Source organism: Coleofasciculus sp. F4-SAH-05 (assembly GCF_040222985.1).
In the GTDB taxonomy this organism is placed as follows: Bacteria; Cyanobacteriota; Cyanobacteriia; order Cyanobacteriales; family Coleofasciculaceae; genus Coleofasciculus; species Coleofasciculus chthonoplastes.
Genome location: NZ_JAVKBY010000279.1, coordinates 21,860 through 47,463, shown reverse-complemented (window position 1 = coordinate 47,463; position 25,604 = coordinate 21,860). Strand labels below are relative to the sequence as shown.

The 25,604-nt window shown below is 45.2% G+C and carries 30 protein-coding genes, 1 tRNA gene and 2 pseudogenes; 12 read left to right on the top strand and 21 right to left on the bottom strand.

Translation table 11 applies throughout. From position 1 onward, the window contains the following. Positions 1-240: 240 nt before the first annotated feature. The 4 genes from RIG27_RS34070 to RIG27_RS34055 form a co-directional block, all read right to left on the bottom strand. Complete coding sequence (locus RIG27_RS34070) at positions 241-1,104, bottom strand: Npun_R2479 family HD domain-containing metalloprotein (RefSeq protein ID WP_446344811.1); 864 nt, start codon at positions 1,102-1,104, stop codon at positions 241-243. Positions 1,105-1,463: 359 nt separating this feature from the next. Then, entirely contained in the window at positions 1,464-1,673 is a 210-nt protein-coding gene (locus RIG27_RS34065; protein ID WP_006106475.1) for a hypothetical protein, read from the bottom strand. A 116-nt stretch (positions 1,674-1,789) separates the two neighbouring features. Next, the gene (locus RIG27_RS34060) at positions 1,790-2,389 is read right to left on the bottom strand and encodes a superoxide dismutase (protein WP_446351437.1); all 600 of its coding nucleotides are present in this window, start codon (positions 2,387-2,389) and stop codon (positions 1,790-1,792) included. A gap of 251 nt (positions 2,390-2,640) precedes the next feature. Beyond that, entirely contained in the window at positions 2,641-3,138 is a 498-nt protein-coding gene (locus RIG27_RS34055; protein ID WP_446351436.1) for a TIGR00725 family protein, read from the bottom strand. Between the two features lie 75 nt (positions 3,139-3,213). On the opposite strand from RIG27_RS34055, the gene RIG27_RS34050 reads away from it, so the two are divergent. Together RIG27_RS34050 and RIG27_RS34045 are read left to right on the top strand one after the other, a co-directional pair. Beyond that, positions 3,214-3,834: a DNA-3-methyladenine glycosylase family protein gene (locus RIG27_RS34050; RefSeq protein ID WP_446351440.1), complete on the top strand. Its 621-nt coding sequence runs from the start codon at positions 3,214-3,216 to the stop codon at positions 3,832-3,834. Positions 3,835-3,997: 163 nt separating this feature from the next. Continuing rightward, on the top strand, positions 3,998-4,621 hold the full coding sequence (locus RIG27_RS34045; protein WP_446351439.1) for a hypothetical protein: 624 nt from the start codon (positions 3,998-4,000) through the stop codon (positions 4,619-4,621). 140 nt (positions 4,622-4,761) lie between these two features. Here the strand turns inward: RIG27_RS34045 and RIG27_RS34040 are convergent, their stop codons facing one another. The 6 genes from RIG27_RS34040 to RIG27_RS34015 all read right to left on the bottom strand — a co-directional run bounded on the left by RIG27_RS34040 (position 4,762) and on the right by RIG27_RS34015 (position 8,085). Next, a complete protein-coding gene (locus tag RIG27_RS34040; protein ID WP_446351435.1) occupies positions 4,762-5,535 on the bottom strand; it encodes a methyltransferase domain-containing protein in 774 nt (257 codons plus the stop codon). Positions 5,536-5,730: 195 nt separating this feature from the next. Next, on the bottom strand, positions 5,731-6,054 hold the full coding sequence (locus tag RIG27_RS34035; protein ID WP_446351434.1) for a XisI protein: 324 nt from the start codon (positions 6,052-6,054) through the stop codon (positions 5,731-5,733). Beyond that, positions 6,021-6,485, bottom strand: a complete 465-nt coding sequence (locus tag RIG27_RS34030; protein ID WP_446351433.1) for a XisH family protein — start codon at positions 6,483-6,485, stop codon at positions 6,021-6,023. Before RIG27_RS34030 ends, RIG27_RS34035 begins: the two co-directional genes overlap by 34 nt. Positions 6,486-6,565: 80 nt before the next feature. Continuing rightward, positions 6,566-7,192, bottom strand: a complete 627-nt coding sequence (locus RIG27_RS34025; RefSeq protein ID WP_446351432.1) for a heme-binding protein — start codon at positions 7,190-7,192, stop codon at positions 6,566-6,568. 123 nt (positions 7,193-7,315) lie between these two features. Further along, on the bottom strand, positions 7,316-7,744 hold the full coding sequence (locus RIG27_RS34020; protein WP_446344795.1) for an HNH endonuclease: 429 nt from the start codon (positions 7,742-7,744) through the stop codon (positions 7,316-7,318). After that, on the bottom strand, positions 7,741-8,085 hold the full coding sequence (locus RIG27_RS34015; protein ID WP_446344793.1) for a hypothetical protein: 345 nt from the start codon (positions 8,083-8,085) through the stop codon (positions 7,741-7,743). The genes RIG27_RS34020 and RIG27_RS34015 overlap by 4 nt, the downstream gene beginning before the upstream one ends. Between RIG27_RS34015 and RIG27_RS34010 the strand changes: the two genes are divergently transcribed. The 3 genes from RIG27_RS34010 (at position 8,084) to RIG27_RS34000 (ending at position 9,006) form a co-directional block, all read left to right on the top strand. Further along, entirely contained in the window at positions 8,084-8,245 is a 162-nt protein-coding gene (locus RIG27_RS34010; protein ID WP_446351431.1) for a hypothetical protein, read from the top strand. The two genes, RIG27_RS34015 and RIG27_RS34010, sit on opposite strands and share 2 nt — an antisense overlap. A 40-nt stretch (positions 8,246-8,285) precedes the next feature. Beyond that, positions 8,286-8,606, top strand: a complete 321-nt coding sequence (locus RIG27_RS34005) for a type II toxin-antitoxin system HicB family antitoxin (RefSeq protein ID WP_446351430.1) — start codon at positions 8,286-8,288, stop codon at positions 8,604-8,606. A gap of 73 nt (positions 8,607-8,679) precedes the next feature. Beyond that, positions 8,680-9,006: a type II toxin-antitoxin system Phd/YefM family antitoxin gene (locus RIG27_RS34000; protein WP_446351429.1), complete on the top strand. Its 327-nt coding sequence runs from the start codon at positions 8,680-8,682 to the stop codon at positions 9,004-9,006. Between the two features lie 7 nt (positions 9,007-9,013). On the opposite strand, the pseudogene RIG27_RS33995 reads toward RIG27_RS34000, so the two are convergent. The 3 genes and pseudogenes from RIG27_RS33995 to RIG27_RS33985 form a co-directional block, all read right to left on the bottom strand. Further along, a pseudogene (locus RIG27_RS33995) lies at positions 9,014-9,058 on the bottom strand (hypothetical protein); the annotation flags it as partial. 239 nt (positions 9,059-9,297) lie between these two features. Then, positions 9,298-9,624, bottom strand: a complete 327-nt coding sequence (locus tag RIG27_RS33990; protein WP_446351428.1) for a hypothetical protein — start codon at positions 9,622-9,624, stop codon at positions 9,298-9,300. 167 nt (positions 9,625-9,791) lie between these two features. Next, entirely contained in the window at positions 9,792-10,676 is an 885-nt protein-coding gene (locus RIG27_RS33985; RefSeq protein WP_446351427.1) for a 4-hydroxybenzoate solanesyltransferase, read from the bottom strand. Positions 10,677-10,870: 194 nt separating this feature from the next. Here RIG27_RS33985 and RIG27_RS33980 point away from each other — a divergent pair, with 194 nt between their 5' ends. After that, positions 10,871-12,514 carry a Ppx/GppA phosphatase family protein gene (locus RIG27_RS33980; RefSeq protein ID WP_446351426.1) on the top strand — a complete coding sequence of 548 codons (1,644 nt, stop codon included), beginning with the start codon at positions 10,871-10,873 and terminating at the stop codon, positions 12,512-12,514. Between the two features lie 268 nt (positions 12,515-12,782). On the opposite strand, the gene msrA is transcribed toward RIG27_RS33980, so the two are convergent. The 4 genes from msrA to RIG27_RS33960 form a co-directional block, all read right to left on the bottom strand. Beyond that, entirely contained in the window at positions 12,783-13,241 is a 459-nt protein-coding gene (gene msrA, locus RIG27_RS33975; protein WP_446344775.1) for a peptide-methionine (S)-S-oxide reductase MsrA, read from the bottom strand. A gap of 288 nt (positions 13,242-13,529) precedes the next feature. Continuing rightward, positions 13,530-13,790, bottom strand: coding sequence for a hypothetical protein (locus RIG27_RS33970; RefSeq protein WP_446344773.1), 261 nt, complete (start codon positions 13,788-13,790; stop codon positions 13,530-13,532). Positions 13,791-13,957: 167 nt separating this feature from the next. Beyond that, positions 13,958-14,524 carry a Uma2 family endonuclease gene (locus RIG27_RS33965; RefSeq protein ID WP_446344771.1) on the bottom strand — a complete coding sequence of 189 codons (567 nt, stop codon included), beginning with the start codon at positions 14,522-14,524 and terminating at the stop codon, positions 13,958-13,960. Positions 14,525-14,676: 152 nt separating this feature from the next. Next, a complete protein-coding gene (locus tag RIG27_RS33960; RefSeq protein WP_446351425.1) occupies positions 14,677-15,030 on the bottom strand; it encodes a hypothetical protein in 354 nt (117 codons plus the stop codon). A 201-nt stretch (positions 15,031-15,231) separates the two neighbouring features. Here RIG27_RS33960 and RIG27_RS33955 point away from each other — a divergent pair, with 201 nt between their 5' ends. The 3 genes from RIG27_RS33955 (at position 15,232) to RIG27_RS33945 (ending at position 19,753) form a co-directional block, all read left to right on the top strand. Further along, positions 15,232-15,693: an SRPBCC family protein gene (locus tag RIG27_RS33955; protein ID WP_446344768.1), complete on the top strand. Its 462-nt coding sequence runs from the start codon at positions 15,232-15,234 to the stop codon at positions 15,691-15,693. Between the two features lie 204 nt (positions 15,694-15,897). Further along, entirely contained in the window at positions 15,898-17,829 is a 1,932-nt protein-coding gene (locus RIG27_RS33950) for an ABC-F family ATP-binding cassette domain-containing protein (protein ID WP_446351424.1), read from the top strand. A gap of 88 nt (positions 17,830-17,917) precedes the next feature. Next, positions 17,918-19,753 carry a glycoside hydrolase family 15 protein gene (locus tag RIG27_RS33945; protein ID WP_446351423.1) on the top strand — a complete coding sequence of 612 codons (1,836 nt, stop codon included), beginning with the start codon at positions 17,918-17,920 and terminating at the stop codon, positions 19,751-19,753. A gap of 166 nt (positions 19,754-19,919) precedes the next feature. Here the strand turns inward: RIG27_RS33945 and RIG27_RS33940 are convergent, their stop codons facing one another. Continuing rightward, positions 19,920-20,492, bottom strand: coding sequence for a cold shock domain-containing protein (locus RIG27_RS33940; RefSeq protein WP_446351422.1), 573 nt, complete (start codon positions 20,490-20,492; stop codon positions 19,920-19,922). Positions 20,493-20,630: 138 nt separating this feature from the next. Here RIG27_RS33940 and RIG27_RS33935 point away from each other — a divergent pair. Further along, positions 20,631-21,017, top strand: a pseudogene (locus tag RIG27_RS33935) (hypothetical protein); the annotation flags it as partial. Positions 21,018-21,197: 180 nt separating this feature from the next. Here RIG27_RS33935 and RIG27_RS33930 read toward each other — a convergent pair. The 3 genes from RIG27_RS33930 to RIG27_RS33920 form a co-directional block, all read right to left on the bottom strand. Further along, positions 21,198-21,848, bottom strand: a complete 651-nt coding sequence (locus RIG27_RS33930) for a hypothetical protein (protein WP_446351438.1) — start codon at positions 21,846-21,848, stop codon at positions 21,198-21,200. A gap of 4 nt (positions 21,849-21,852) precedes the next feature. Further along, the gene (locus RIG27_RS33925) at positions 21,853-23,160 is read right to left on the bottom strand and encodes an AAA family ATPase (protein ID WP_446351421.1); all 1,308 of its coding nucleotides are present in this window, start codon (positions 23,158-23,160) and stop codon (positions 21,853-21,855) included. Positions 23,161-23,372: 212 nt separating this feature from the next. Next, a tRNA-His gene (locus RIG27_RS33920) sits at positions 23,373-23,445 on the bottom strand. Between the two features lie 118 nt (positions 23,446-23,563). Here RIG27_RS33920 and RIG27_RS33915 point away from each other — a divergent pair. Both RIG27_RS33915 and gatA read left to right on the top strand, forming a co-directional pair. After that, positions 23,564-23,965 carry a DUF4359 domain-containing protein gene (locus RIG27_RS33915; RefSeq protein WP_446344756.1) on the top strand — a complete coding sequence of 134 codons (402 nt, stop codon included), beginning with the start codon at positions 23,564-23,566 and terminating at the stop codon, positions 23,963-23,965. Between the two features lie 87 nt (positions 23,966-24,052). Beyond that, positions 24,053-25,510, top strand: a complete 1,458-nt coding sequence (gene gatA / locus RIG27_RS33910) for an Asp-tRNA(Asn)/Glu-tRNA(Gln) amidotransferase subunit GatA (RefSeq protein WP_446344754.1) — start codon at positions 24,053-24,055, stop codon at positions 25,508-25,510. Positions 25,511-25,604: the final 94 nt, after the last annotated feature.

The window sequence follows — 25,604 nt, the reverse complement described above, 5'->3', positions numbered from 1 at the left end:
TACAAGAGGGGGGAGGACAGAGGATGCTTCGCTTTTGTTGCATGGGGGAGGACAGAGGATGCTTCGCTTTTGTTGCATGGGGGAGGACAGAGGATGCTTCGCTTTTGTTGCATGGGGGAGGACAGAGGATGCTTCGCTTTTTTTGCACGGGGGAGGACTAAGGATGCTTCGCTTTTTTTGCACGGGTGAGGGGTTGAGCTTAAGTTGACACGGGTGGACATGTCGTACCCCCACCATCTTTTATGCTGCACTAATGGTTGCATGGAGAGAGGGGTGTTCATGTTCGACCACAAACACATTGGCATAAAGGTTTGCCACGATTTGCTTACCCTCTAGCGTCAACTCTAAGTAGCGCAATGAGTCTTTAATGTAGGGATACACCCCACTCCAGTAAAACTTGGAATAGTTTTGGCGCAAGTCTCCTGGATGACTATAGCCTAAGGCTTTATTCACACCCGTTTCTTCAAACTCGTAGTACAAGGCACTAATCTTTTTCAAGTAGCGCGGATCACTGAGTTGACCAATTAAATCGGCGGATCTTACTAAACCGGGACAGTTACTTGTGTCTAGGTGGTCTTGATCACTTGGCACCGGAAAACGAGTGAGTTCAATATTCCGCTTAATTTCTTCAGCGTCAATCAGTAAATTGCCACCAAACCGTTCTTCAATAAACAGCTTACCGCGATCAACGTGATAGGGGGTGAGGCTGGCATCTGTCGCCCCTGGTGGTAAACTCACCTTGTCCCCATCTACGCCTGTGGCATAGCGGTTTTCACTTAATCGGTCTTGTCGGCAGACTCCTTTAACGTAACCAATATCATGGCAGAGTAAGGAGATAATCGCATGCATCCAGTCTTCACAGGAAATGCCTCCTTCACGGATATGTTTACCGCGCAGAATTTCCTGTCCGACTAGGGTGACTAAAATGGTATGTTCAACATTGTGGTAGAGAGCGTCACTATTGGCAATATTTTCTAATGCCATGGCGCCCGCCCAGCCGATAATGTCAGCATAGTCAGATTTCCAGCCACCGTAAGTTCGGCTGTAGCCTTCTCGAATCCGATCCACAAAGTTGTCGATGAGTATTTGGGTTGTGTCAAACATGGAGGGTTACCTCAAGGGGACTCGTTAGGACAATCGAAGTTTATGAGTTAGTAGTTGACTATAATGATAAATCTCTCTGAGAGTTGAGTAATCCTATCCTTTGCCATTAATCCGTCTTGGCTTAAAAGCGGTGATTTTCACGCCTAGGACAGGTATAGCGAAAAATTCTCAAACTGGATACTTCTAATGTAATAAAAATACTGGAAAAGGTTGTGATGACGTTTTTTGGCTCAACGTGATACTTTGAGGCAACCCGTGTGAGGCGGATCACCTGATTGCAATTAGCCACAGATGTGCTTTGGAAGCAGGGGAAGCTGGGGAAGTACAGGCACAGGAAATTAGAGCTTATCTGAATAGGATTAGCCAAACACCTCCGCTTCAATACCATGCCACCACTCACCCAGATTCATCAGATCCTGATGAATCTCAGCTAGCTCACGAGTATAGGCATCTGGTGTCATGGTTGCTTTACGCTCTTGGAGTTTCCGTAAACGCAATTGCACTAACAGCCAAGGCTTGGCAATCCCGTCTGTCGCTTCAATGTATTGGGCTAAGTCTTTACTGTTCATTTTCTGTATAGGCGCGATCGCACATCAAGAACCCAAACTGCCAAAAGCCCCGTCTGATATCCAGATCAGGCGGGGCTAGTCACTGTTACTGACGTGACAACTTCACTGGATTATCTTCAAGCCGCAGCCATTTGCTGATTCACAAAGTCCCAGTTAATCAAATTGCTGAGAAACGCTTCCACAAAATCAGGACGCTTGTTTTGATAATCCAGATAGTAGGCGTGTTCCCACACATCACAGGTTAACAACGGTGTCATTCCCAAAGCAATGGGATTAACCGCATTGGCGGTGTTAACTACTTTGAGCGTGCCATTATCGAGGACTAGCCACGCCCAGCCACTACCAAACTGACTTATCGCGGCTTTCTTGAATTCTTCCTTGAACTTATCGTAGCCGCCTAAATCTGACTTGATTTTGTCAGCGACTGCACCACTGGGCGCACCGCCACCACCCGACTTCATTGAGTTCCAGAAGAAGGTGTGGTTCCAAGCTTGGGCGGCATTATTGAAAAGCCCTGACTTGGATGAATCATTGTAGCTAGCCTTAATGACTTCCTCGATGGACTTGTCAGCCATACCAGCGGCTTGCGACATGTCGTTGAAGTTATTAACGTACTTCGCGTGGTGCTTGTCGTGATGAAACTCTAGCGTTTTAGCTGAGATGTAAGGCTCCAGCGCGTTGTAAGCGTAAGGTAAATCAGGAAGTGCGTAGGCCATATTGTGTTCTATCCTCTCAAATACTGTGTTCTAGCTTAAAACGAACCGAGACTTTAGATGTATTCCTTAGGTTAAGTATTACTATATTAAGGGATTAACGGCTGTTGTAATAACTATTAACAATAGAATTGTTTCTGTGAGGGGTAGCCATTGCCTTAAGTCTATGGTTGAGTTTGGGCTATCAACCCCTAGCGAACCCAACTTGCTTGACGCGATCGCGCCTCTAGCCGAGTTGAGTCAAAGGGAGACAGTTAGCGGTTTTCCGGGATAATAGCTTGCACAAATTCAATAGCATCGGCTGGGGTTGTTGCCAAAAAAACCGTCTCCGGCGACAGGCTGGTAAAAAACTGTTGACTTTCTGGATGGTCGGATAATAGTACCACAGGTTTGCCACCCTTAAGGGCGAGAGCGATTTCAGAGGCTGTTCCTGCACCAATACCACAGGCAATCACCACATCACTGGAGAGAACGTTAATATTATTGCGCCCACTCCCCATATCCGTCGCGATCGCAATATCCACAGCATCGGACATATTCTGAGTATCCCTGCTGGGTAAAATACCTACGGTTAAGCCATCGGCGGCTTTTGCGCCAAGACTTGCTGCATTCATTACTCCAGCATTTCTACCACCTGTCAGCAGTACCCATCCCTGCTGGGCGATACGTTGTCCCAATTCATAAGCCCGTTCTAAGTCTGTGGCGGTAGCCCCTTTACCGGGTCCCATCACGCCGACAACGATTTTTCTCATGGGTAGTAAGTATAATTGGGTGACGTACTCCCACAGTCAATCAAAGATTAGACTGTGGGCTTCTCCTCAGAGTTCATGAATTACGCGATCGCTATTGACTTTCTCCAGAATTGTGATCCCATTCTGGGACAACTCATTAACCGAATTGGTGCATGTCAACTGAATCAGCATCAGTTGGAGGGAGATTTGTTCTTTTGCCTATCCCGATCAATTCTTCACCAACAACTTTCTACCAAAGTAGCCCATGTCATCCACAGTCGGTTTCTCCAGCTTTACCCTGACACGCCGTTTCCTACCGCACAGGATGTGTTAAACACGCCTGATGAAGTTCTCCGAGGCGTGGGGATTTCACGCCCTAAAATTTCTTATCTTAAAGATTTGGCGCGTCATTCAATTGATGGATTGCCCACCCTTGAAGCGTTGGACGTTATGGATGATGAGTCGATTATCAAGATTTTAACGCAGGTTAAAGGGATTGGAGCTTGGACTGTGCAGATGCTGTTGATTTTCCGTCTCAAGCGGTGGGATGTTTTGCCCGTCGATGACTTGGGTATACGTGCAGGTATTCGGAACTTGTATAATCTTGAGGCACTTCCTGACCGCAAAACGACAAAACGCTTCGGACAAAGGTGGAAGCCGTATTGCAGTATTGCCTCGTGGTACTTGTGGCGCAGCTTGGATCTAAAGCCAGTCTGAGGATTACTCGAAATTGGGGAACATCACGATAAAAAGAGCAGCAACGCAAGCGCGATCGCCTTTGGCGCTGAGCTTCGCTCAATCGCACTCTTTTTATCACTGACCGAATAGAATGTGGCAAAATGATTATAGTAGCATTGTCAGTTCTGCTGGCTTTGGAAATATGTCATACAGTGATTTCAAAACCATTGACCAAGCCGTTTCTATCCTCGAATTAACAGTCGAGGATATTTCTAATTTATTTAGTCACATTGCACCCATTGAACCTTCACAACGGCTTAAGGAAACGCTGGATGAAACGTTGGATTTAGCGGCAAGTATCAGTACAGAAAAGGCTCGGTCTGAATTAATTATTACTCCAATATTATTGGAAGTGAGACGTAGATTTAATAATAAAATTGGTTATTTTTCGGGCAATACGTTTAATGTGGACGAATCAAAAGGGTTAACGGGCGCTTGTGACTTTATCTTAAGTGCATCAAAAAATCAATCTCTAGTTACTGCTCCTGTTTTAACATTGGTTGAAGCGAAAGATAATGATATCCGCATTGGCTTAGGACAATGTGTCGCTCAAATGGTTGCTGCTCAAATATTTAATGCCCGTAAGGGGCTGGAACAACCAGTGATATATGGTGCAGTTTCAACTGGTACGAACTGGAAGTTTATTATGTTAGAAAACCAGATGGTAAAAATTGATTTTACTGAATATTTCATTACCCAGTTAAATCAAATATTAGGCATTCTTGCTGAACCATTTAGAATTTATTTTGAGGGTGCGATCGCGTAGGTTTGGTCTGGCTGTATGTAGGGATGATGGATAAATCTTAGCACCATTGTAGAGACGCGCCATGGCGCGTCTCTACATAAATGATGTGTCCTATTCAAAACGAATCCCATGTCGATAGAACCAACATTCAATCGTTCAATTTAAATCTTTTTGCCGATATAGAAAGCATAGCCGTAAAATTCTTTGTGCTTGTAATATAATTCAGCTTCATGTCTTTCGTTCTCTATGAACTCTTCGGCAGTTTTATTGCCTGCATATTTTTGCAAGAAGTTTTTCTGTGCAGAAACTTGCGGCAGATAAAAATGTTCAGTCCAACAAATTTCGGGCAGGACAAAAGTGGCAATTGGAATATATCCGGCTTTTTGCATTTGTGCCACCTTGTTGGAAATAGTATCTATTTCCGGATAAGCATCTTGCCAAAATTTGTCGATTTCATCAGGTCGCTCTTCGGTAAACCACGATGCCTCGGAAACGCCAATAAAGCCTCCTGGCTTCAAAAACTTATGCCATTCGTTTATGCCTCGTTCAAACCCGATATTGTAGATTGCTCCTTCTGACCAGATTAAGTCTAATTCTTCATTCTGAAAAGGAAGATTCTCCATTGAACCAACAATACCCTTGACTCTATCCTGAAGATTCAGTTTATGGGCGTTAACATTGAATATATCTATAAAGGTGGGAAATAAGTCGATGCCTGTAATATACCCTGAGGTACAACTAGCCATTACCATTGTCTGACCACCGGTGCCACAACCAATATCAGCAATTTTTGATTCATCCGTCAGATTATCAATAAAGCTCAAAGCTTTAATCGTTACGTCTGGACTCCCAGGTCCTTGTCGTTCTAGGCTTGAAAAATATTCGCAGATTAATTTAAAATCGAATTCGTGAATCGATTTATTTTCATCGCTCATAATGTTGTCCTTATTTTCTTCAAAAAATTAGCCCTTATCATAAGCTAAAACGCATTTAAATTGTGTATTCCCTGTTCCCTGTTAAGAGTTCACTAATCTCCACCGCTAACTTTAATTGTGTCCACCTACTTAATTGCTTGCCTCAGTTTCCTCTAACACAGCCCGAACAGCAACTTAGGTGCAGCAAGTTTAAATTCAAGCAGTTGCAGTAGTTTGCTCTTCCGGGATAAATGCTAGAACAATTCGCTCTGGAGGAATACCTGCGGCGATTAAGTCTTTGCTGATTCCCTGTTCCATCCCGTCATATTCCACCCAAACCTTGCCTTCACTCAAAGTCACATAAATCAAATTTCCCCTCACCCGTCGTCCTCTATCCCAACCTACCTGCATCAATGCATAGCGATTTTGCGTGTCGTCAAATACCGTGTCGAGTCGAATATCGCCGTGAGAAGGTTTAAACTGAGCGTATCGTTGAATCACCTGTTTTACAATGTCCTGCTCTCTCGTGGTGGTATCCATCGCTTTACCTCTACCGCTTCTACATCTACAATAAGCAATTTCATCGGTAACTCCCGCATCACCAACTCACCAATCGGTTCGCTGAAAATCCCGTCAAAGGTTGTGTCTGCCACAGCAAGATACAACTCACGCTCTGGATCAACCTGTTTCAGGAGTAGTCGATAAAGAACATATTGACCAATCGCTTGCTCCAAATCAGCAATTGCCGAGTTGCCTCCAAACTCCTTGATTTCAACGGCAATTCGACTACTGCCACGTCTAGCACCGATAAAGCGTCCTGCAATACCGTTGAGGACATCTAATCTTGCTGCCAAGTCGATAAAGAGGAATCGCTCACCATACGATATGACATAGGGATCGTCCGTGATTTCCCATCCCTCCTTGATCAGAGCTTGCCTAATGATATTATGAATCGCATCTCGCTGAGGCATGACTTAATGGATCATAAGCCGAATGACTAGCCTATAGTACGCTACGCGATCGCCTTTAGCATCAGTTACGTTCGACTTGATCAACTCTCTCTTTCTACGCGGCGAATCGGAATTTGGATTTCACTGCGCTTGGCAGGTTCGGGGACATAAGGAGCATCGTAGAAGAAGCGGCGAGGTACGCCAACGACAGTCCATTCTGGATGCTGTGCTAACCACTCTCGTAACCGTTGGATATTTTGTTGATAGCTGGAGTAATCGTAACTGCCTTTTAACCCAAGACTGACAACTGTCATGGGTGGGATATCTTCGACTTGAATGTTTTGGCTAATTTCTTCGGGGTAAATATCCGTGTTGCGGTAGAGGAATGAAACCAGCGCTTCCCCTTGTTCATCAGGTGTACCCATTTGATTGGCTTCCAGGGTGCTAACTGGATAACGGGTTTCTACTGGAGCCGTCATCGAGATATTGTTAGAACTGATATGGCGATAGAGAGGGTCAAATGCTCTATTAGCTGCCATTGAGAGTTCTCCTGAGTAGCGCACTGTGGCAGAGCGGTAGGCTGGATAGTGTTTAACTTCAATTTTTCCATCTGGTGTTGGCGGCGGGAATCCTTCGGGTAAGGGAGCCGTAGCCGCATCGTAGGCAAAGAAGGCGATCGCAACGACGGCTAGAATTCCTAGGGGTAACAGTAAGTGCTTTAGCTTCACACAGAACCTCAGAAACTCTTTCTATTCTAGATCCGGCAGTTCTTCCGGGAGGCAGATCTATAGTCTTGGCAAAGTAAAATCGCGCGATCGCAATCCCCTCTCCAAGCAAGACTGACTCAACGCTTACTCAAATTTTGGTGGATGTTCCCCTAGCTTGACCCACATCCGACGCACGCGAATCAACTGGGGACGATTTATCTTGAGGATAGTGATCGTTGCTCGACCAACAGGTGTCAACCCGATTAACTCTGTCGCATCCTTACTCCAGGTAAAATGCTTCTCCCACACTTGGCGATGGGGATGAAACAGAGGAACCGTCTGCTGGGTAGTGGGGTCTAATCCGGTTTGAAGAGTGGCTTTGTAGCGATTACAGGTAGGACAAGAAAGGCACAGATTCTCAAAAATTGTCTCTCCACCAACTGAGCGAGGGATAATGTGTTCAAATTCAAAAATTACAACCGTCAGTGCTTCAGCCGTGCGGCAATAGGCACAGCAATGTCTAAAATGGGTGCGAACTTGTCGCTGTAACTCAACAGGAATATATGCGCTCACGCCACTGTCGCCAAGGTTTCTAGGCGGTGCAGGGTATACCTGGCGCGGGTTTTGAGGATTGTCAGTTGATCGACTTGTGCGAGCAGATGGTCTAGATTGGCAATTTCGTCAGCAGAGAGTTGGGATTCTGCATTCCGAACTAGCAAATCGTCCAATTGATTTTGTGAAGCGGGAGCTAGCCTACTATCGGCTAAAGCTTGTAGTTCATCTCGGCTCAAGCCGATTACACATTCCTCATCCAGAGCTAGTGGGTTTGCCAGTCGATTATACGCTTCCAAATCTAATAAGACACCAACTCGCTCCCCCTGTTCATTGGTAACATAGCGCACTTGCTCAGACATGGTTTTTGGTAAGGTCTTTGGATTCATCGTAGCTTATGGGAGTTTGGCGATCGCATCTCCTACTGCTTCGGCTGTGAAAGAGTGTACTTTAAGCACAACAGTGCGTTTAGATGCTTGCTATGATACTACCTGTGATACTATTGCTGGATGGGCAAATTAGAGAAATTAGTAGAGCAATTCCTGAATAAACCGCCAGAAATTTGAATCTTCAGTATCCAGTAACACTTTACCCCGATCCAGAGGGGGGATATGTAGCTCAAATTAAAGACTTACCTGGATGTCTGACTCAAGGTGAAACGTTGAATGAGACGATCGCAAATATAAATGAGGCGCGAGAGTTGTGGATTGAGACAGCTTATGAAGCTGGAGATGAGATTCCTTTACCCAGTACTGATGATACTTACAGTGGAAAGCTACTCCTGCGGATGCCGAAATCGTTGCATCGCCGTTTAGCTGAGAAAGCGGACAGGGAAAATGTGAGCCTCAATCAGTACATTGTGTCTGTGTTGAGTCAAGGATGATCGGGTAGAGCGTGCGATCGCTGTGTCATTCCGACACGTTAACCTTGAAAACAGAGCAATTAGGACATCAGTAATGTCACGAGCAATTAACGCAACAGAAGTCGGTAATCACATTGGTGAATTGATCCATCAGGTTGTTGAACATCAGCAGCCTTTGATTATCGAATCTGAGGGGAAGCCTCAGGTTGTCATGCTTTCCATCGCTGAATACGAGCGTTTGCTCTCAGCTAACCGAGTAGAAGTAGGGCAAACACCCTTAGGAAGAAAACTTTGGCAAATTCGTCAGCAGATTGTTGCCACAGGTGAACCCCTTTTAGGGTGGGATGAAGTTAATCAAGAAGTGGCTGAACGTCAAGACAAAGTTCTTTTGGCGGGACAAACTGACCGAACTGTTCATTAACCCAAGCCCGGGCTAATTCACCGGAAACCCAGGCGTGGTTCGGTTTGGTGATGCAGATAAGTCCCTCTTTTGATCAGCGATTTAGCATGATTTGAATTCAAAATTGAACAATTCTAATTTTGAATTAATTCTCCTGAATATAGGTTTAACTTGCACTATGGTAGCTGTGCCACACCGTCACTGACACAGTAGAGTACTTTAGTTTAAGTCATAAAAACTGTTCCCTGTTCCCTGTTCCCTGTTCCCTGTTCCCTGTTCCCTCCCCTCACTCCACTAATTATTCAGCAAGCTCTAATTATTGGGTACACAAGAGGTGATGATTTGCCTAAACTCCTCCGGTTCTGGCTGACCGGCTTGCAAGTCTTGACCAATTTGCATGAATTCATTTAGGGTGTAAGTCTCTTGAATCTTCTCAATCGTACAGGTACAAAATGCCCTGACTTCTTCTGGGCGATCGCCAACACAGTTTTCGATATATATTTGAACCATCTCAGGAGGATAGGCATTCGTCGGTTCTTGGGGAGTCACATCAGGCGTTTGCGAATTTCCTCTAGGTGCGCTCACAAGTACCAGGATTAACGTACTCATTACCGCCGATAGGGTCTGGATTTTTTTCATAATTTTTTAATGAGCGCTACTGAGGTGAATGATACCGACATTAAGTTTGGTTTGTAGTCTGTACGCTTTGTGCCGGAAGCCCTGCCGTGCTTACTACAAACTCTTAAGTCAGCGGCATTCTTATGGAAATAGTGTAACGGAAATTGACGATGGGTGCATAACTAGCCCTAAAAAAGCAAACCTCCAATCATCCCTGCCAGTAACACAAAACCAATCCAGACATTTTGGCGGAAAATGTCCCCGTAAACGGGTTTGGGAATATCAGCTTGGCGCAGTCGCGTATAGTGCCAAATCCACCCTATCGTGGCTACACCTAAAGCAATCCAAAAGCCCCAGTGTAGTTGCATGACAAACCCCAATCTCGTCAAAAACCCCACTGTAGCGGCAAAAAATAGACCAACGGCTTCTGGGGCGTAGTCTCCAAAAAACAAGGCGCTAGAATTAACCCCAAGCTTCTGATCATCCTCTCGATCGGACATCGCATAAACGGTGTCAAATCCTAATGTCCACGTTACCGTTGCTGCCCACAAAAACCAAGTGGCAGGTTGTAAATTCTCAGTAACCGCACTCCAACTGATTAAGACAGCAAACCCCCAGGCTATGGATAATACCAACTGGGGAATCGGAAAAACTCGCTTGGCAGATGGATAAAATACAATCACGGGAACGGCGGCGACGCACAGCCAAAAGGTGAAGGGATTGAGATACAGGGCGAGGATACCTGCACAACTCATTGCCACTAACACCACAACCACGCCCACTTGTACAGATAGGGCGCGAGAGGCTAAGGGACGTTCTTTAGTGCGTTCGACTTGCGGATCAATATCTCGATCCCACAAATCGTTGATTACACAACCCGCCGCACTGGTGGCTAAGGTTCCTAGGATAATCACACCGACGAGGGGAATCGGGGGTGTACCCTGGGCAGCTAAGAAAACTGCCCACAGCGCGGGAACCATTAAAATTAAGCGTCCGGCTGGTTTATCCCAGCGCAACAGCCGCGCGATCGCGAGCCAGGTGGGTACTGAGGGGGGGTGTTGTTCGGTCAACATAGAGAATCGGGTCTTTTATCGAGTCTTCACCAAATTGGGCAGAACTATACAATTTCCATAGTAAACATGAAAACCTGATCCAGGCGTATACATAGTTCAAAATAAGGTAACACTTTGGTACTGTCGATTTGAGCCGATTTAACGGTATCGTTATCAGTAGCATCACGGCTAGAGTTGTAATCCCAGATACAAGAATGATCGATTTAGCTGCCACAGGGAATTCGGCAGGAGTTTCGACTCCAAACACCAACACCGAGAGAATTCTGGCTGCCATTGATATCGGCACGAATTCGATTCACATGGTCATTGTCCGGATTGACCCTAGACTTCCTTCGTTTACGATTATCGCCAAGGAAAAAGATACGGTGCGATTAGGGGAACGTGATCCCCACACCGGGAATTTAACCCCCCAAGCCATCAAACGTGCGATCGCGGCGTTGCAACGTTGTCAGGAGTTAGCGAAAAGTTTTCAGGCGGATCACTTGGTTGCTGTGGCGACGAGTGCGGTACGGGAAGCCCCCAATGGACGCGACTTCTTACAACAAGTTGATTCACAATTGGGGTTATTTGTCAACCTCATTTCCGGTCAAGAAGAAGCGCGGCGGATTTATCTGGGCGTCTTGTCGGGAATGGAGTTTAACAACCAACCTCACATCATCATCGATATTGGCGGCGGTTCAACGGAATTAATCTTAGGCGATAGTCACGCCCCCCGTTCTCTCACCAGCACCAAAGTCGGTGCAGTACGCTTGACCCGTGAATTCATTACCACTGATCCGATTAGCGATCGCGAGTTTCAATATTTACAAGCCTATATTCGGGGACGAATCGAACGCGCCGTTGAAGATGTCTTAGCCAATATCGAACCCGGAGAAAAACCCCGTTTAGTCGGCACATCGGGGACAATTGAAACCCTAGCCGCCCTTCACGCCAAAGAAAATTTAGGAGTAATACCCAGTCCCCTGAATGGTTATGAATTCAACCGCCATGACCTAAAAGATATCGTCAAACACCTTGCCTCACTCACCTGTGCTGAACGGGAAAAACTCTCTGGACTGGCGGATAAACGAGCCGAAATTATCGTTGCGGGTGCAATTATTTTACTAGAAACCATGACGATGTTAGACATTCAGTCTCTCACCGTCGGGGAACGCGCCTTGCGAGAGGGAGTCATTGTAGACTGGATGCTTTCCCAAGGCTTAATAGAAGACAGACTGCGGTATCAAGGCGAAGTTCGCAAACGCAATATCATTAAAGTCGCGCAAAAATATCATGTTAACTTAGCCTCTAGTGAACGGGTGGCTAACTTTGCCGTCAGCTTATTTAACCAAACTAAAGGACAGCTACACAATTGGGGAAATGAAGAACGAGAATTGTTGTGGGCGGCGGCAATTTTGCATAATTGTGGTTTGTATGTGAGTCATTCAGCCCACAATAAGCATTCCTATTACCTGATTCGCAACGGGGAATTACTCGGCTTTACTGATATTGAGATTGAAGTGATCGCTAACTTGGCTCGTTACCATCGCAAGAGTTCACCCAAGAAAAAGCACGACAATTACAGTAATTTACCCAACAAATACTATCGGCATCTAGTCAAAGAAATCAGTCCTTTATTACGTTTAGCGGTTGCCCTAGATCGCCGACAGATTGGGGCAATTTCCAAAATCCGCTGCCACTATATACCAGAGGACAAAGAATTATGTTTGCGTCTGACACCTGTAGATCCCAATGATACCTGTGCCTTAGAAGTTTGGAGTTTAGAAGATAAAAAAGTCGTGTTTGAAGAGGAGTATGACGTTAAAGTCGTCATCCAGCTAGAAAACCAACCCAGTTAACTCTAGCAACCGTAGTGGGCTGTGTCAGTCCAGTAGCGCAACGCACGCACCAACCAGAAGGTATAAGTAGTCGGACTGGCATAAAACGGCACGCTCCGGAGCCAGTGCAAGTAAACCGCCCTCAAACCCTTACTGTTCCCTGTTCCCTGTTCCCTGTTCCCTGTTCCCTGTTCCCTGTTCCCTAATCTCAACAGTTAACTTTAATTGTGTCCACCTACTTAAATCCTTTATTTTTAACAAATGACGAATGACAAATGACAAATGACAATCAAGGTCGTCCTTTCTTCTCGTAATACTGCTGATGGTAATCTTCGGCGAAATAATAATCAGAAGCGGGGTTGATTTCAGTCATAATATCTTGGTCATACTTACCAGACATCTGACGCTTGCGCTTTGATTCTCTGGCGGCTTTCTCCTGGTTCCGATTGTGGAAAAATATAACCGAGCGGTATTGCTCGCCGCGATCAGGGCCCTGACGATTATATTGGGTAGGATCATGAATTGACCAAAAAACATTCAGCAAGTCATTGTAGGAAATCTGAGACGGGTCATACTGGACTTGCACCACTTCTGCATGTCCAGTAATTCTGGCACAAACATCTAGATAGGAGGGGTTAGGAAAATGTCCTCCCATATAGCCAACGGATGTAGACGTAACGCCGTTTAATCGACGGAATGCCGCCTCGACTCCCCAGAAGCATCCTGCTCCAAATGTAGTTTTTTCCATTAGAGATTCACCTATTTTTTTGACAACTGAATATAAGTATATTGGTGGAAATTAATCCAAATCCATCCCGTTCTGTCAATAGCCCTTAAACCCTTACCAATAACCTAGCTTGCTTCTTCAAGGGAAGCGAGTATGACAAATGATAATTCCCACCGTTAAGTTTAAGTTGAATAGCACCCTCAATCAGCAATTTGGGAGTACCAAAACCATGGATATACCGTAGGGTGGGCATTGCCCACCATCATGCCAGTCAGTACCATTCACTTTAAAGTTCTTCACCGATTTAGCCTAATTGAAGATGAACCAAGCATAAGTCAAAATTGCCAGAAACGCGAAGCCAATGAGAGTTTCGCGTTGGTCTTGCCAAAGCCGAAGTACACTTTGCCTTATGGAGCGTAAGGTGACTCTACGTTCATGACCAAGTTTATCCATGAGTTGAGCCACTCTAACATCGACTTCCTCAACGGAGACATCGCCTCGCTTGTAGGCAGCTTCTAACTCGTCGAGCTTTCTCCAGTAGTCTTTGGTGGATTCGATGAGATTAATCATGGTTACGCTAGGATTGTTAACTTCTGTAAAGATCCTAGCGCGACTTCTGGAGTCGGGGGGTGAGGTTTACCCAACCCCTTGTAGAGACGTAGCATGAGGAGTCTCTACACTGCCCAAGCTGGCATACATATCAATATGTCACGCCTAGCCAATGATAAATAAGTAGATTAATCCTTCTCAGGTAATCTGGCTTCCCCAAATACCTGCTGCGGCGTCAATTCTAATCCCTCAAACAACGAATCGGTGATCACCATATCTTTCGTATAGGTTCGCGGTGGCGCATCGGGATAGAAAACGGTGATACTTCTGGCGTGGGGATCTACAACCCAAACTCGTAAGACTCCCGCTTCTAGATAATCGGTGGCTTTCTCCATCAATGTGCCAAATGTTTGTCCCTGTGAAATAATTTCAATGGCTAATTCTGGGGGAACTGGACAAGGTTCATCTTCCATCACGTCTGTCGGTAGTCGCTGATAAGAAATATAGGTCAAATCTGGCACAGGAACCCAGTCTTCACCCCGACGTTTTAACGCGATCGCCCATTCTGGGTAAACTTCACCTTTTCCCTGACACCACTTATCGATGATAAATAACAATGTTTTCTGCAAAGCTGAATGAAATCGTTTCGGTGACATCTTTGGTACTACCTCGCCCTTGACTAATTCGTGAGTTACATCTGACTCTGGCATTGCCAGAAATTCTTTCAGTGTTAGTTTCTTCTCTAACTGTTGCATGGCTATAATGAGTGATTAGCGATTTGATAAGTAGTCGGACAAAAGAAAACGGTACGCTCACGCTTGTTTTGTAAACAAGCATCAAACCCTTACGAAAGACGAATGACATAAGACGAATGACGATCTCCACCGTTAACTTTAGTTGTTACCACTTAAATCATTACACAAATCTGTTTCTGATCAAGAGTCTGGAGTTCTAAACTAGGAGGAATGGGTTCAGGCAGGGGTTCAATACTGTGATAAAATGCATAGTTTAAATGGGCTGATTTAACCATTTGCTGGATACCATTGACTAATACTCTCGCTGTATTTGGTCCTCTGACTAAAGACGTATAAAAAAAGACATCGTATTTGGCTAAAGCAATCCCCTGACCCGCCTGACCGGTTTCATAAACATCCCAGTTATAACAAATATCAATATCATTCAGATTACGAACTCGCCAAATAGCAAAACCATCTGTCCAGCCAATGTTCGTCAGTTGCAGCTTGGTCAAATTCCGTGTCATAAATCCCCCAATTCCCTGTTTTCAACGCGGTTTGCTGTGCTGTTTTCAGTATGAAAACGAGATGTTAGCGATCGCGTTGACGTATTGTGTAACTTGATACTGAACTTAGACAAAACTTATGTGCCTCACATCACGATACCCTAGATCGTGTCAAGTTCAGCTTGCTCTTAATCAAGCCGACAAATCAGTGATAATGGTTGTATGCTGCACTATAGCAAGTCCACGGTCATTAACGCACCCGTGGAGGTTGTCTGGAGCTTTCACGAGCGTCCAGATATTCTAGAACGACTTACTCCGCCTTGGCAACCTGTTCAAGTTGTACGTCGCGAAGGTGGGTTAGGTGTGGGGGCGATTTCGGAATTTCGCCTGTTTTTTGGTCCAATTCCGCTGCGATGGGTAGCGATTCACACCGAATGTGAACCCTATTCCATCTTTACCGATAAACAGCAGGAAGGACCGATGGCGTATTGGGTTCATCGCCACCAATTTAGTTCAGAAGTAGGCAAAACCCGCTTAACCGATAGGATTGAATATGGATTACCTGGAGGATGGCTAGTCGAGATGCTACTGGGTTGGTGGGTAGACGCGCAACTCGAACAACTATTTAGCTATCGCCATCAGGTGACACAAACCGAGTGCAGCAGAATCGGGGAGGAGACATAGCCATCCGTGTCAACTTACTACAGCCTTAAGCAAGCTCCCCGACTTCGTAGGAGTTGTCGGGGAGCTATCTGTGTTGCGATCGCGAATTTAATTTGAACGTGTTAGCGTGAAAATAAGGATGAGGGATAATATCAAGAAACTGTTTTCCCATCAATTAATCAATAAACAGGGCAAATTTATAAATAGGATCAAGTTAGAAATTTAATGAGTATCTTCACGCTGCAATCCGTTAAAAAAGATTTTGGCATTAAAGAAATCCTCAAAGATGCCAGCTTTAGCCTCGATACTACCGATAAAGTCGGCTTAATCGGTACGAATGGATCAGGCAAATCCACTCTATTAAAAATGATTGCTGGACTCGAACCCATTGATGGTGGTCAATTTCTGGTCAATCCCGGCGCGAGAATTGCCTACTTACCCCAACAACCTAACTTAGATGAAAATTGTACCGTATTAGAACAGATCTTTGCCGATAGTGGTGAACAGATGAGACTCATCCGGGATTATGAGGAATTATCCCACAAATTGGCACGAAATTCAGACGATAAACAAGTCATGGCACGTTTATCTCAGGTGACACAGCGCATCGAAACTCTAGGTGCTTGGGATTTAGAAACCAGTGCCAAAGTCATCCTCACTAAACTAGGAATTCAAGACTTTGATACACCAATTGGCAATTTATCTGGAGGTTATCGGAAGCGCATCGCCTTGGCGACAGCGTTACTATCAGAACCCGATGTGTTACTGATGGATGAACCCACCAACCATTTAGATGCCATGTCGGTAGAATGGTTACAAGGATATTTAAAATCCTATCCGGGAGCCATTCTATTAATTACCCACGATCGCTATTTTTTGGATCAAGTCACCAATCGGATTATTGAAATTGACCGAGGTGATATTTATACCTACAATGGCAACTATGCCTACTACTTAGAGAAAAAAGCCCTCGCCGAAGAAACTGCCGTCAGTCAAGAACGGAAACATCAGAATGTATTGCGGCGAGAGTTGGAATGGCTGAAACGAGGTCCGAAAGCGCGGAGTACGAAGCAGAAAGCGCGAATTGATCGCATCCATCAGATGCAGGATCAAGAGTTTAAACAGGCTCAAGGCAAAGTCGATATTTCCACAGCCAGTCGTCGGATTGGCAAGAAAGTCATTGAGTTAGAGAATGTCTCCAAGGGGTACGGCGATCGCACGTTAATCCAAGAATTTACCTACGAATTTAGTCCCGATGATCGGGTTGGCATTATTGGCGAAAATGGTAGTGGTAAATCCACGTTAATGGATATTATCACTGGGCGGATTGAGCCAGATTCAGGTGAGGTTGACATTGGCGCAACGATTCATATCGGCTATTTTGATCAGCATTCTGATCATTTACTAACGGCAAGCAATCAAAATCAACGAGTGATTGATTACCTCAAAGAAGTGGCAGAATATGTGCAAGCTGGGGATGGAACGCTGATTACGGCATCACAAATGTTAGAGCGTTTTCTGTTTCCACCGAATCAACAATATGTTCCTATTCATAAACTGTCTGGGGGAGAAAAGCGCCGCCTATTTTTGTTGCGCGTCTTAATGAGCGCTCCCAATGTGCTAATTTTGGACGAACCGACCAATGATTTAGATGTACAAACGCTTTCGGTATTGGAAGATTATCTAGAAAATTTCAATGGCTGTGTGATTGTGGTATCTCACGATCGCTATTTTTTAGATCGCACCGTCAACAAAATTTTTGCCTTAGAATTAGAAGGGATTCTGCGTCAGTATCCGGGTAACTATTCTGTGTATCGGGATTACAAGGAAGCGGAAGCAGCAGCAGCGGCTGAAGCCAGTGCTAAGATGCAACAGAAATCAGAAAAGTCGGCAAATGGGGAAACCCTAAAAACGCAATCGCCTGGTAATGGAAAACCGCGTCGGCTTTCTAATTGGGAACGGCGCGAGTTTGAAGAATTAGAGGATAAAATTCCCCAACTGGAAGCGGAGAAGGCAGAGGTGGAGAAAGCCCTGTATAATTCATCTCCTGGTAAAGTGGATCAGGTGCAGGAACTTTATCAGAAATTAGAAACCTTGACTCATACTATTGATACAGCCACAGAACGTTGGTTGGAATTGGCGGAAATTGGGGAATAGTCATTTGTCATTTGTCATTTGTCATTTTTCCTTAATTAAGGGACGGTGGATTAAACTTCAAAATTGAACATTAAACATTCATAATTCAATGGCATATCAATCTATCGAGAATTACGGCATTATCGGCAATATGCACACCACCGCCTTAGTTGGCTTAGGGGGTTCAATTGACTGGTTTTGCTTTCCCAGACACGATTCTCCGAGTGTTTTTGCCGCGTTACTGGATGCTGAGAAAGGGGGTCATTTTAAGATTGCTCCCTGTGTGGATGGCGTCACTCATAAACAGTTATATTGGCCCGAAACGAATGTGTTGGTGACTCGCTTCTTGGCGTCTTGTGGGGTGGGTGAGATTATTGATTTTATGCCTGTGGGTATGCCTGTGAATCAGCAAGGGTATCACTGGTTAGTGCGGCAAGTAAGAGTCGTTCGCTGCAAGATGAAGTTTCGCTTAGAGTGCTATCCTGCTTTTAATTATGCCCGCGATCGCCACGAGACGATTCTCTCATCCACGGGGGCGTGTTTTAAGTCGCCGTCTCTGAGTTTGGGATTGGTGACGGATGTTCCCTTAAAACAAGATGAATGCGGTGTCTTCACCGAATTTACGTTAGAGTCTGGACAAACCGCCGTTTTTGTGATGCAAGAAACTGACACGGATGGGGGGTGTAGTTTGCCACTTCGCCATCAAGAAGCGATGCAACTCTTTGACGATACGGTGGCGTATTGGCGACGCTGGATGGGCAAATGTACTTATGAAGGTCGATGGCGCGAGACGGTGGAACGTTCAGCCCTGGCGTTAAAGTTACTCACCTACGAACCCACGGGAGCAATTATAGCAGCGCCGACTTGCAGCTTACCCGAAATGATTGGTGGTTCCCGAAATTGGGATTATCGCTATACCTGGATTCGAGATGCATCCTTTACCGTGTATGCTTTACTCCGTATCGGGTTTACCGAGGAAGCCGCCCAGTTCATGCGGTTCTTGGAAAATCGCTGTCAGGAGTTGGATTCCGATGATCCGTTGCAGATTATGTATGGTATTGATGGCTATCATAATCTTGATGAAGAGATTCTGGATCATCTTGAGGGGTATAAGGGATCTTACCCGGTTCGGATTGGTAATGGGGCTTATAAGCAGTTACAGCTTGATATCTATGGCGAGTTGATGGATTCGGTGTATTTGTTCAACAAATATGGCACCCCGATTTCCTATGACTTGTGGCGATCCCTACGGCGGTTACTGAATTGGGTTTGCGATAATTGGCAACGCCAAGATGAAGGAATCTGGGAAACACGCGGGGGACGCAAGGATTATATTTACTCTAATCTAATGTGTTGGGTTGCGCTGGATCGTGGCTTACGGTTGGCTCAAAAGCGCTCATTTCCAGCGGATCACCAGCGATGGCTTACGGAACGCGATCGCATCTATGAAGAAATTATGGCAAAGGGATGGAGTGAGGAGCGTCAAGCTTTTGTTCAATATTACGGTAGCACGTCCCTAGATGCCAGTAATCTGATTATGCCCTTGGTTTTCTTTATGTCTCCCACTGATCCTCGTATGTTGAAAACCCTAGATGCGATTAATTCCCCGCCAGAAATAGGGGGACTGGTTTCCGATAGTTTAGTGTATCGGTATAACCCCGAAGAAGCGCCGGATGGTCTTTCGGGGACAGAAGGAACGTTTAATCTCTGTACATTCTGGCTCGTTGAGGCGTTGACAAGGGCGGGAAAAGTAGACAGGAAGCGACTTGATCGCGCTCGGCTGATTTTTGAGCAGATGCTTAGTTATGCCAATCATTTAGGATTATATGCCGAGGAAACGGGTTCGAGTGGTGAAGCTTTGGGTAATTTTCCCCAAGCGTTTACCCATGTGTCTTTAATTAGTGCGGCGTGGAATCTGAATCGGGCGATTGAACATAATTTCTAGGGTATCGTATCAGTATCAGTAACCCCCTTTTTGTCACGGCGATTAAAATCGCTGCTACACAAACAAAGTCCGCCTACGCGGACTGGATTATAAAGGAGGTAATCAACCCAGATTTGTATTACCTACCGTTAACTGCTATTACCTCTGCACGCTTTGGTTGCTGAGGCTACCTGGGTGCTTTATGCCAACCACTCGCGATCGCCTCTGATTCTGTACAAAACCATCGTTCACCCTTTGCCGGATCAATGAAGGTTGATTCATAATCTTCCATCCCCGGAAGATGATAAACCTTTTTTCCTTTATTAAAAGAAATGTTGCCTTTGATATTGCACTCAGGTTTCGTAACAGATGAAACTGGAGATGGAGAATCGCTAGCCCTAAATTCCATTGCAAAAATTGCAATAACAGCTATAATCCCAAGGCTCATGAGTATTTCAACTAGCCCACGCTTCTTTCTGTGATGTTTTTTCGGTAATGGACTTTGAGTTTGATTTTTGAACAGGTCTAATGAGCGTAAGGTAGCCCCTTGAATGGATGCATTAGAGGCACGTATTTTTCCCTCTGAATCAGTTGCTAGCTCATACAGGATTATATCTCCGACTTTTGGACGGCGACTTGTTCCTTTTAACGCACTGATATGCAGAAAAACATCTTTGTTACCATCATCCGGTTTTATGAAACCAAAACCTCTATCATCTTTCCAGGTTTTTAATCTACCTTTATATAGAATAGGCTTCATGCCAAAATTTTGCTAATTTTTTATAGACATAGATTACCATAAAAAGCTTTTGTTTTGCCAGTTTCCTGTTGCCTGTTACCTTGTCCTTACATTCCCAATTTAAATACATGACAGCTTAACGCCCAGCGATATCCTTTTATCTCTGCTGATGTGGTACTCGGTGAAGCTGGCTTTCGTCCATATTTACCCATCACCCTGCTTTATCAGCAACAGTCTGTCGCCACATCCGGTTGACTAGACACAGGCGCAACTGTGAATGTACTCCCTGATCCAATCGGTGTTGAACTGGGATATGAGTGGGAACGACAGACAACTACTTGGAACTTAACGGGAAACTTGGCGCAGTATGAAGCTCGTGCTGTGGTTGTTCAAGCCGCGATCGCACCGTTTGAACCTGTACAACTTGTGTTCGCTTGGACTCAAGCGACTAACGTACCGCTAATTTTCGGACAAGTCAACTTCTTTATGGAGTTTGACGTTTGTTTTTACCGCTCACAGCTACAGTTTGAAGTCACTCCAAAAGCAACAGGATTTAACGAAGGGCGCGATCGCTCCCTCTCCCCTACCCCAAAGCGCGATCGCGCATTTCGTGCCAACTACTGTATTTTGATAATAGGATACGGCAATGTTCCCTACCACAGATCAGGTCAGGGATAATTGATTGGGTAGGGGCACGATACTATCGTGCCCTGATTCAGCGTAACTTCAACTTAAACCTCGAAGCTTGTTTCGGAAATAGCAGAAGCTGGGTGACTGATTCTTGTCCACATCCATACAAGGAGATATTCGTTTAGCCCAATTATTTTTTTCTTCGCCAATCGCCTGCCATCCCAGTCCAGACAATTTTTGACAACCACCGACATATAAGGCGTCAGCTAACGTTTCCCACGTACCACAGATACTATCACTATTGTACGACTTTAGGAGCGCATCTTTTGCATTTGGATAAGCTGCTTTCACAGCCTTCACATCACCCAAGTACCACGCTTCTCCTTCTTCAATGGCGATACAGAAGTGCGTTTCTGGACTAGGACTACAGTTATCCACTACATCAAGTAATTCTTTCCGAAACGTCTTCAAACATCGATTGTCAAGGTCACAAATGATCAGCACAACAGCAGGATAACCAGCAGGATAACCAGCAAATGTCTTCCCATAGCCTTGAATAAGCCGTGGGAGTTGGTCAAGCAAAATTCGCTTTTTGGGATCAGATTTAGATTTAAGTCCTTGAGGTATGCGTCCTATTCCTTTGTAGGAGTGGACATTAAACGTGTGTTTATCGCCAATGATTTTTGGAACAATAATTTCCAGGGCAGTTTTGCCAGAACTATCCTCAACCAGAATCTCGAAATGCATGGATTTATCCGTTATCCCTGTTATCCAAGTAGTCACTGTACCAAAGTCCACCCAGAGGCAAACCTTCAGAAACCAGATTTTCGATGAGAGGATCTTCACTCGCTCGTCTAATCATCGCAAAACCGTCCTTACCCTTCTCAAGAACCCAAACCTCTTCCGGTGTAAGGGCATCGACAAAATAGGGTTGATGGGTTGTGATAAAAACTTGCGAACCGCCCCTGCGCCTTGTCCTGGTCGCGTGTTCTCTAAATTCTCGCGCCAGAGTTTCCAAGAGTTTATGGTATAGTCCATTTTCTGGCTCTTCGATGCATAAAAATGGTGGAGGTGATGGATCTTCTAAAAGGAGAAGATAAGCAAAAATTTTCAAGGTGCCATCTGACATCTGTTGAGCGTAAAATGGCTCTTGAAACCCCCTATCATTGAAACGAAGCAGAAGCCTACCGTCTGGGCTTTTCTCGGTACTAATACTATTTATTCCTGGGATTTTTCCAGAAATTTTTTCCAGAATAGTTTGAAATTTTCTGGGATGTTCTCTCTCCATAAACTGAACAACATTGCCCAGATTATCTCCATGAATATTCAGATGCTTTTGGGGACCGGCTAGAGGTAGACTTCTGGCTGCATCTGGTGTGAAGTAGCTGAGATACCATCCTTCAATAAATCGCCGAAAAGCGGAAATTCTTGGGTGTTGCTTAAGCGCTCCTAACGTGGCGATTCCAAGTTTTCGCTTGTCATCAAGTTCGACGACCTCAGTTTCTTTGCTTTCTTCTACTGCATCACCACTTTGAATTCTTTCGATCAAGCTAAATAAATCAAATTCTGCTTTATCTTCCTCAACTTTCTTTCCTTCTTGTTCGCCTTTCCAGACGATGCCTCTCCCTTCATTTAACATCAAAAAAGAAAAGGGCCATCCCCTATCTTGTTCTCTTCTACGTTGTCTAAGTCTTTCCTTTTTTACATAGGGTCTTCCCGACGAGTCAAGATCAATTGCCAACTCATAGGTAATGGGTCGGGCGTTACCATCCTGTTTATAGTAAAGTTGAAACTCAACACTACCATCTTGTCCTTGTGAACGAATTCTCTCAAACCCGCCACGACCACGAGAATCACAGGCTTCCTCAACTCCTCCTTTTAAGCAGTCTGCCAGAAAACCAAAGGTGTCAAATAGCGTACTTTTTCCCACGCCATTCTTACCAATGACGGCTGTCATGGATGTTAATGGCTTGGTCTTCTGAGTGTTCCAGAGCTTTCCCAAGGTAATATCATGAAGCGCTCTGTAGTTTTTTACCCTAAAGCCGTCTATCTTTGCCACTCACTTACCCTTGCTCAATTCCGACTTCATCCTATACATAAATCTAATACATAAATCTAATGATATCTTCTCAGGAATCCTAGTAGAGACGTTGCATACAACGTCTCTACTTAAATGATGTAGCGTCAGCAAGCTTGATTAGTGTAGACCTAGACTGGCAGCTTGAGGGCTATTGACCCAGATAGGATATTCTATGTGTTTACGACATCAAGGGCGAACGATGGGACTCGAACCCACGAATGGTGGAACCACAATCCACTGCCTTAACCTCTTGGCTACGCTCGCCATACGGTTTATTAGTATAGCATCAAGTCGGTGAGTTGCACCAGTGTTTCTTGGCAATTTACCGGAACTCATACGTTAGAGGCGAAAGTCATAACCCATGGAGGCTTAACGGAGTGACATGAAATCGTTAAAAATTATTACAGCCTTGAGTGGAACAGCGCTAGTTGTGCTAGGAGTGGGACTGGCGTGGACGAATCCGGGTAAGGAATCCTATGAGGAGTACGCCGTCGAAAAACTCAGCACCTACCTCAAAGATGAAGTCTGCACTCAAACCCCCAAGCAATTAGAGTTTCTCAATCCTGATCCAGAATTCCTCAAAGGTCAATGCCAATCCCTAGTGGATACGGGACGCCCACAAATTCAGCAAATTATTGACCAGCAGACTGAACAACAAAACTGGGTAATTTTCAGCATTTACCGCACCGATATTAATATCAGCCCCCTATTGCCCGCTTACCATTTTGAAACGGTAGGAGTTTTGCAACAATTTTTGACCTATCAGGCGCAAAAAAATAAGTAGGGGTTTGGTGACTCAACCCCTTTTTCTGTGAATTTTTGCCAAAATACGAAAGGCAAACATGGTAAATCAGTATAAATAGGTACAAGCATGGCATCCATTCGTGAGCTGCACCAACAACTTATCGACAAAGAACGCACCAGTGTTGAAATCACGCAAGACGCCCTCGATCGCATTCAGGCGCTAGAACCCAAAGTCCATAGCTTTTTGCATATTACAGCCGACTATGCCCTTGAACAGGCGCGTCAAGTGGATGCCAAAATCGCAGCGGGGGAAGACATTAGCATGTTAGCGGGGATTCCGATTGGCATCAAAGATAATATGTGTACTCAGGGTATTCCCACCACCTGCGCCTCTCGTATCCTGGAAAACTTCGTCCCACCTTATGAGTCTACCGTGACTCAAAAACTTAAGGATGCGGGGGCTGTCATGGTGGGCAAAACTAATTTGGATGAATTTGCCATGGGGAGTTCCTGCGAAACCTCTGCTTATCAACAGACGGCGAATCCCTGGGACTTATCCCGCGTTCCTGGGGGTTCCTCTGGGGGTTCGGCGGCGGCTGTTGCGGCTAGCGAATGTGTAGTAGCGTTGGGTTCGGATACAGGGGGATCGATTCGTCTCCCTGCATCATTCTGCGGGATTGTTGGGATGAAACCCACTTATGGATTAGTGTCTCGTTATGGGTTAGTCGCTTATGCGTCGTCATTGGATCAAATTGGTCCGTTTGGACGAAGCGTAGAAGATGCGGCGATTTTACTTAACGCGATCGCAGGCTATGATCCGAATGACTCAACCAGTCTCAAGCTGGAGATTCCCGACTACACCAAGTCCCTGCAACCTGATTTAAAATCCAAAGGTCTTAAAATTGGCATTATTAAAGAAACCTTTGGTGAAGGCTTAGATCCCGTCATTGCCAAAACCGTTCAAAAAGCCATTGATCAACTCAAAAGCCTAGGTGCTGAAGTACAAGAAATTTCTTGTCCCCGATTTCGCTATGGGTTGCCCGCCTACTATATTATTGCTCCCAGTGAAGCCTCAGCCAACCTAGCTCGCTACGATGGCGTCAAATATGGGTTTCGCACGCCGGAAGCCGAAAATCTTTTGGAAATGTACAAGAAAACTCGTGCCGCCGGGTTCGGGGCGGAAGTCAAGCGCCGGATTATGTTGGGAACCTATGCTCTATCTGCTGGCTATTATGACGCCTATTACCTCAAAGCGCAAAAAGTTCGTACCCTAATTAAGCAAGACTTCGAGCAAGCCTTTGAAAAGGTGGATGTTTTAGTTTGTCCCACCGCCCCAACTCCTGCATTTAAAGCCGGAGAAAAAATTTCAGATCCGTTAACCATGTACTTATCGGACTTAATGACAATTCCCGTCAACTTGTCAGGATTACCAGGAATGAGTATTCCTTGTGGATTTGATGACCAAGGATTACCCATTGGGATGCAACTAATTGGAAAAGTATTGGGCGAAGAACAGGTATTTCAAGTCGCTTACGCTTACGAACAGTCTACGGATTGGCATCTCAAGCAACCACCGCTTAAATAGAGCAGAGGTGCCGGGGGGCTGGGGACAGGGGCTACAGGTGCAAGGAGATATAATTTGTAGGGGCGGGTTTGACCGATAACATTATTGAGAAAAC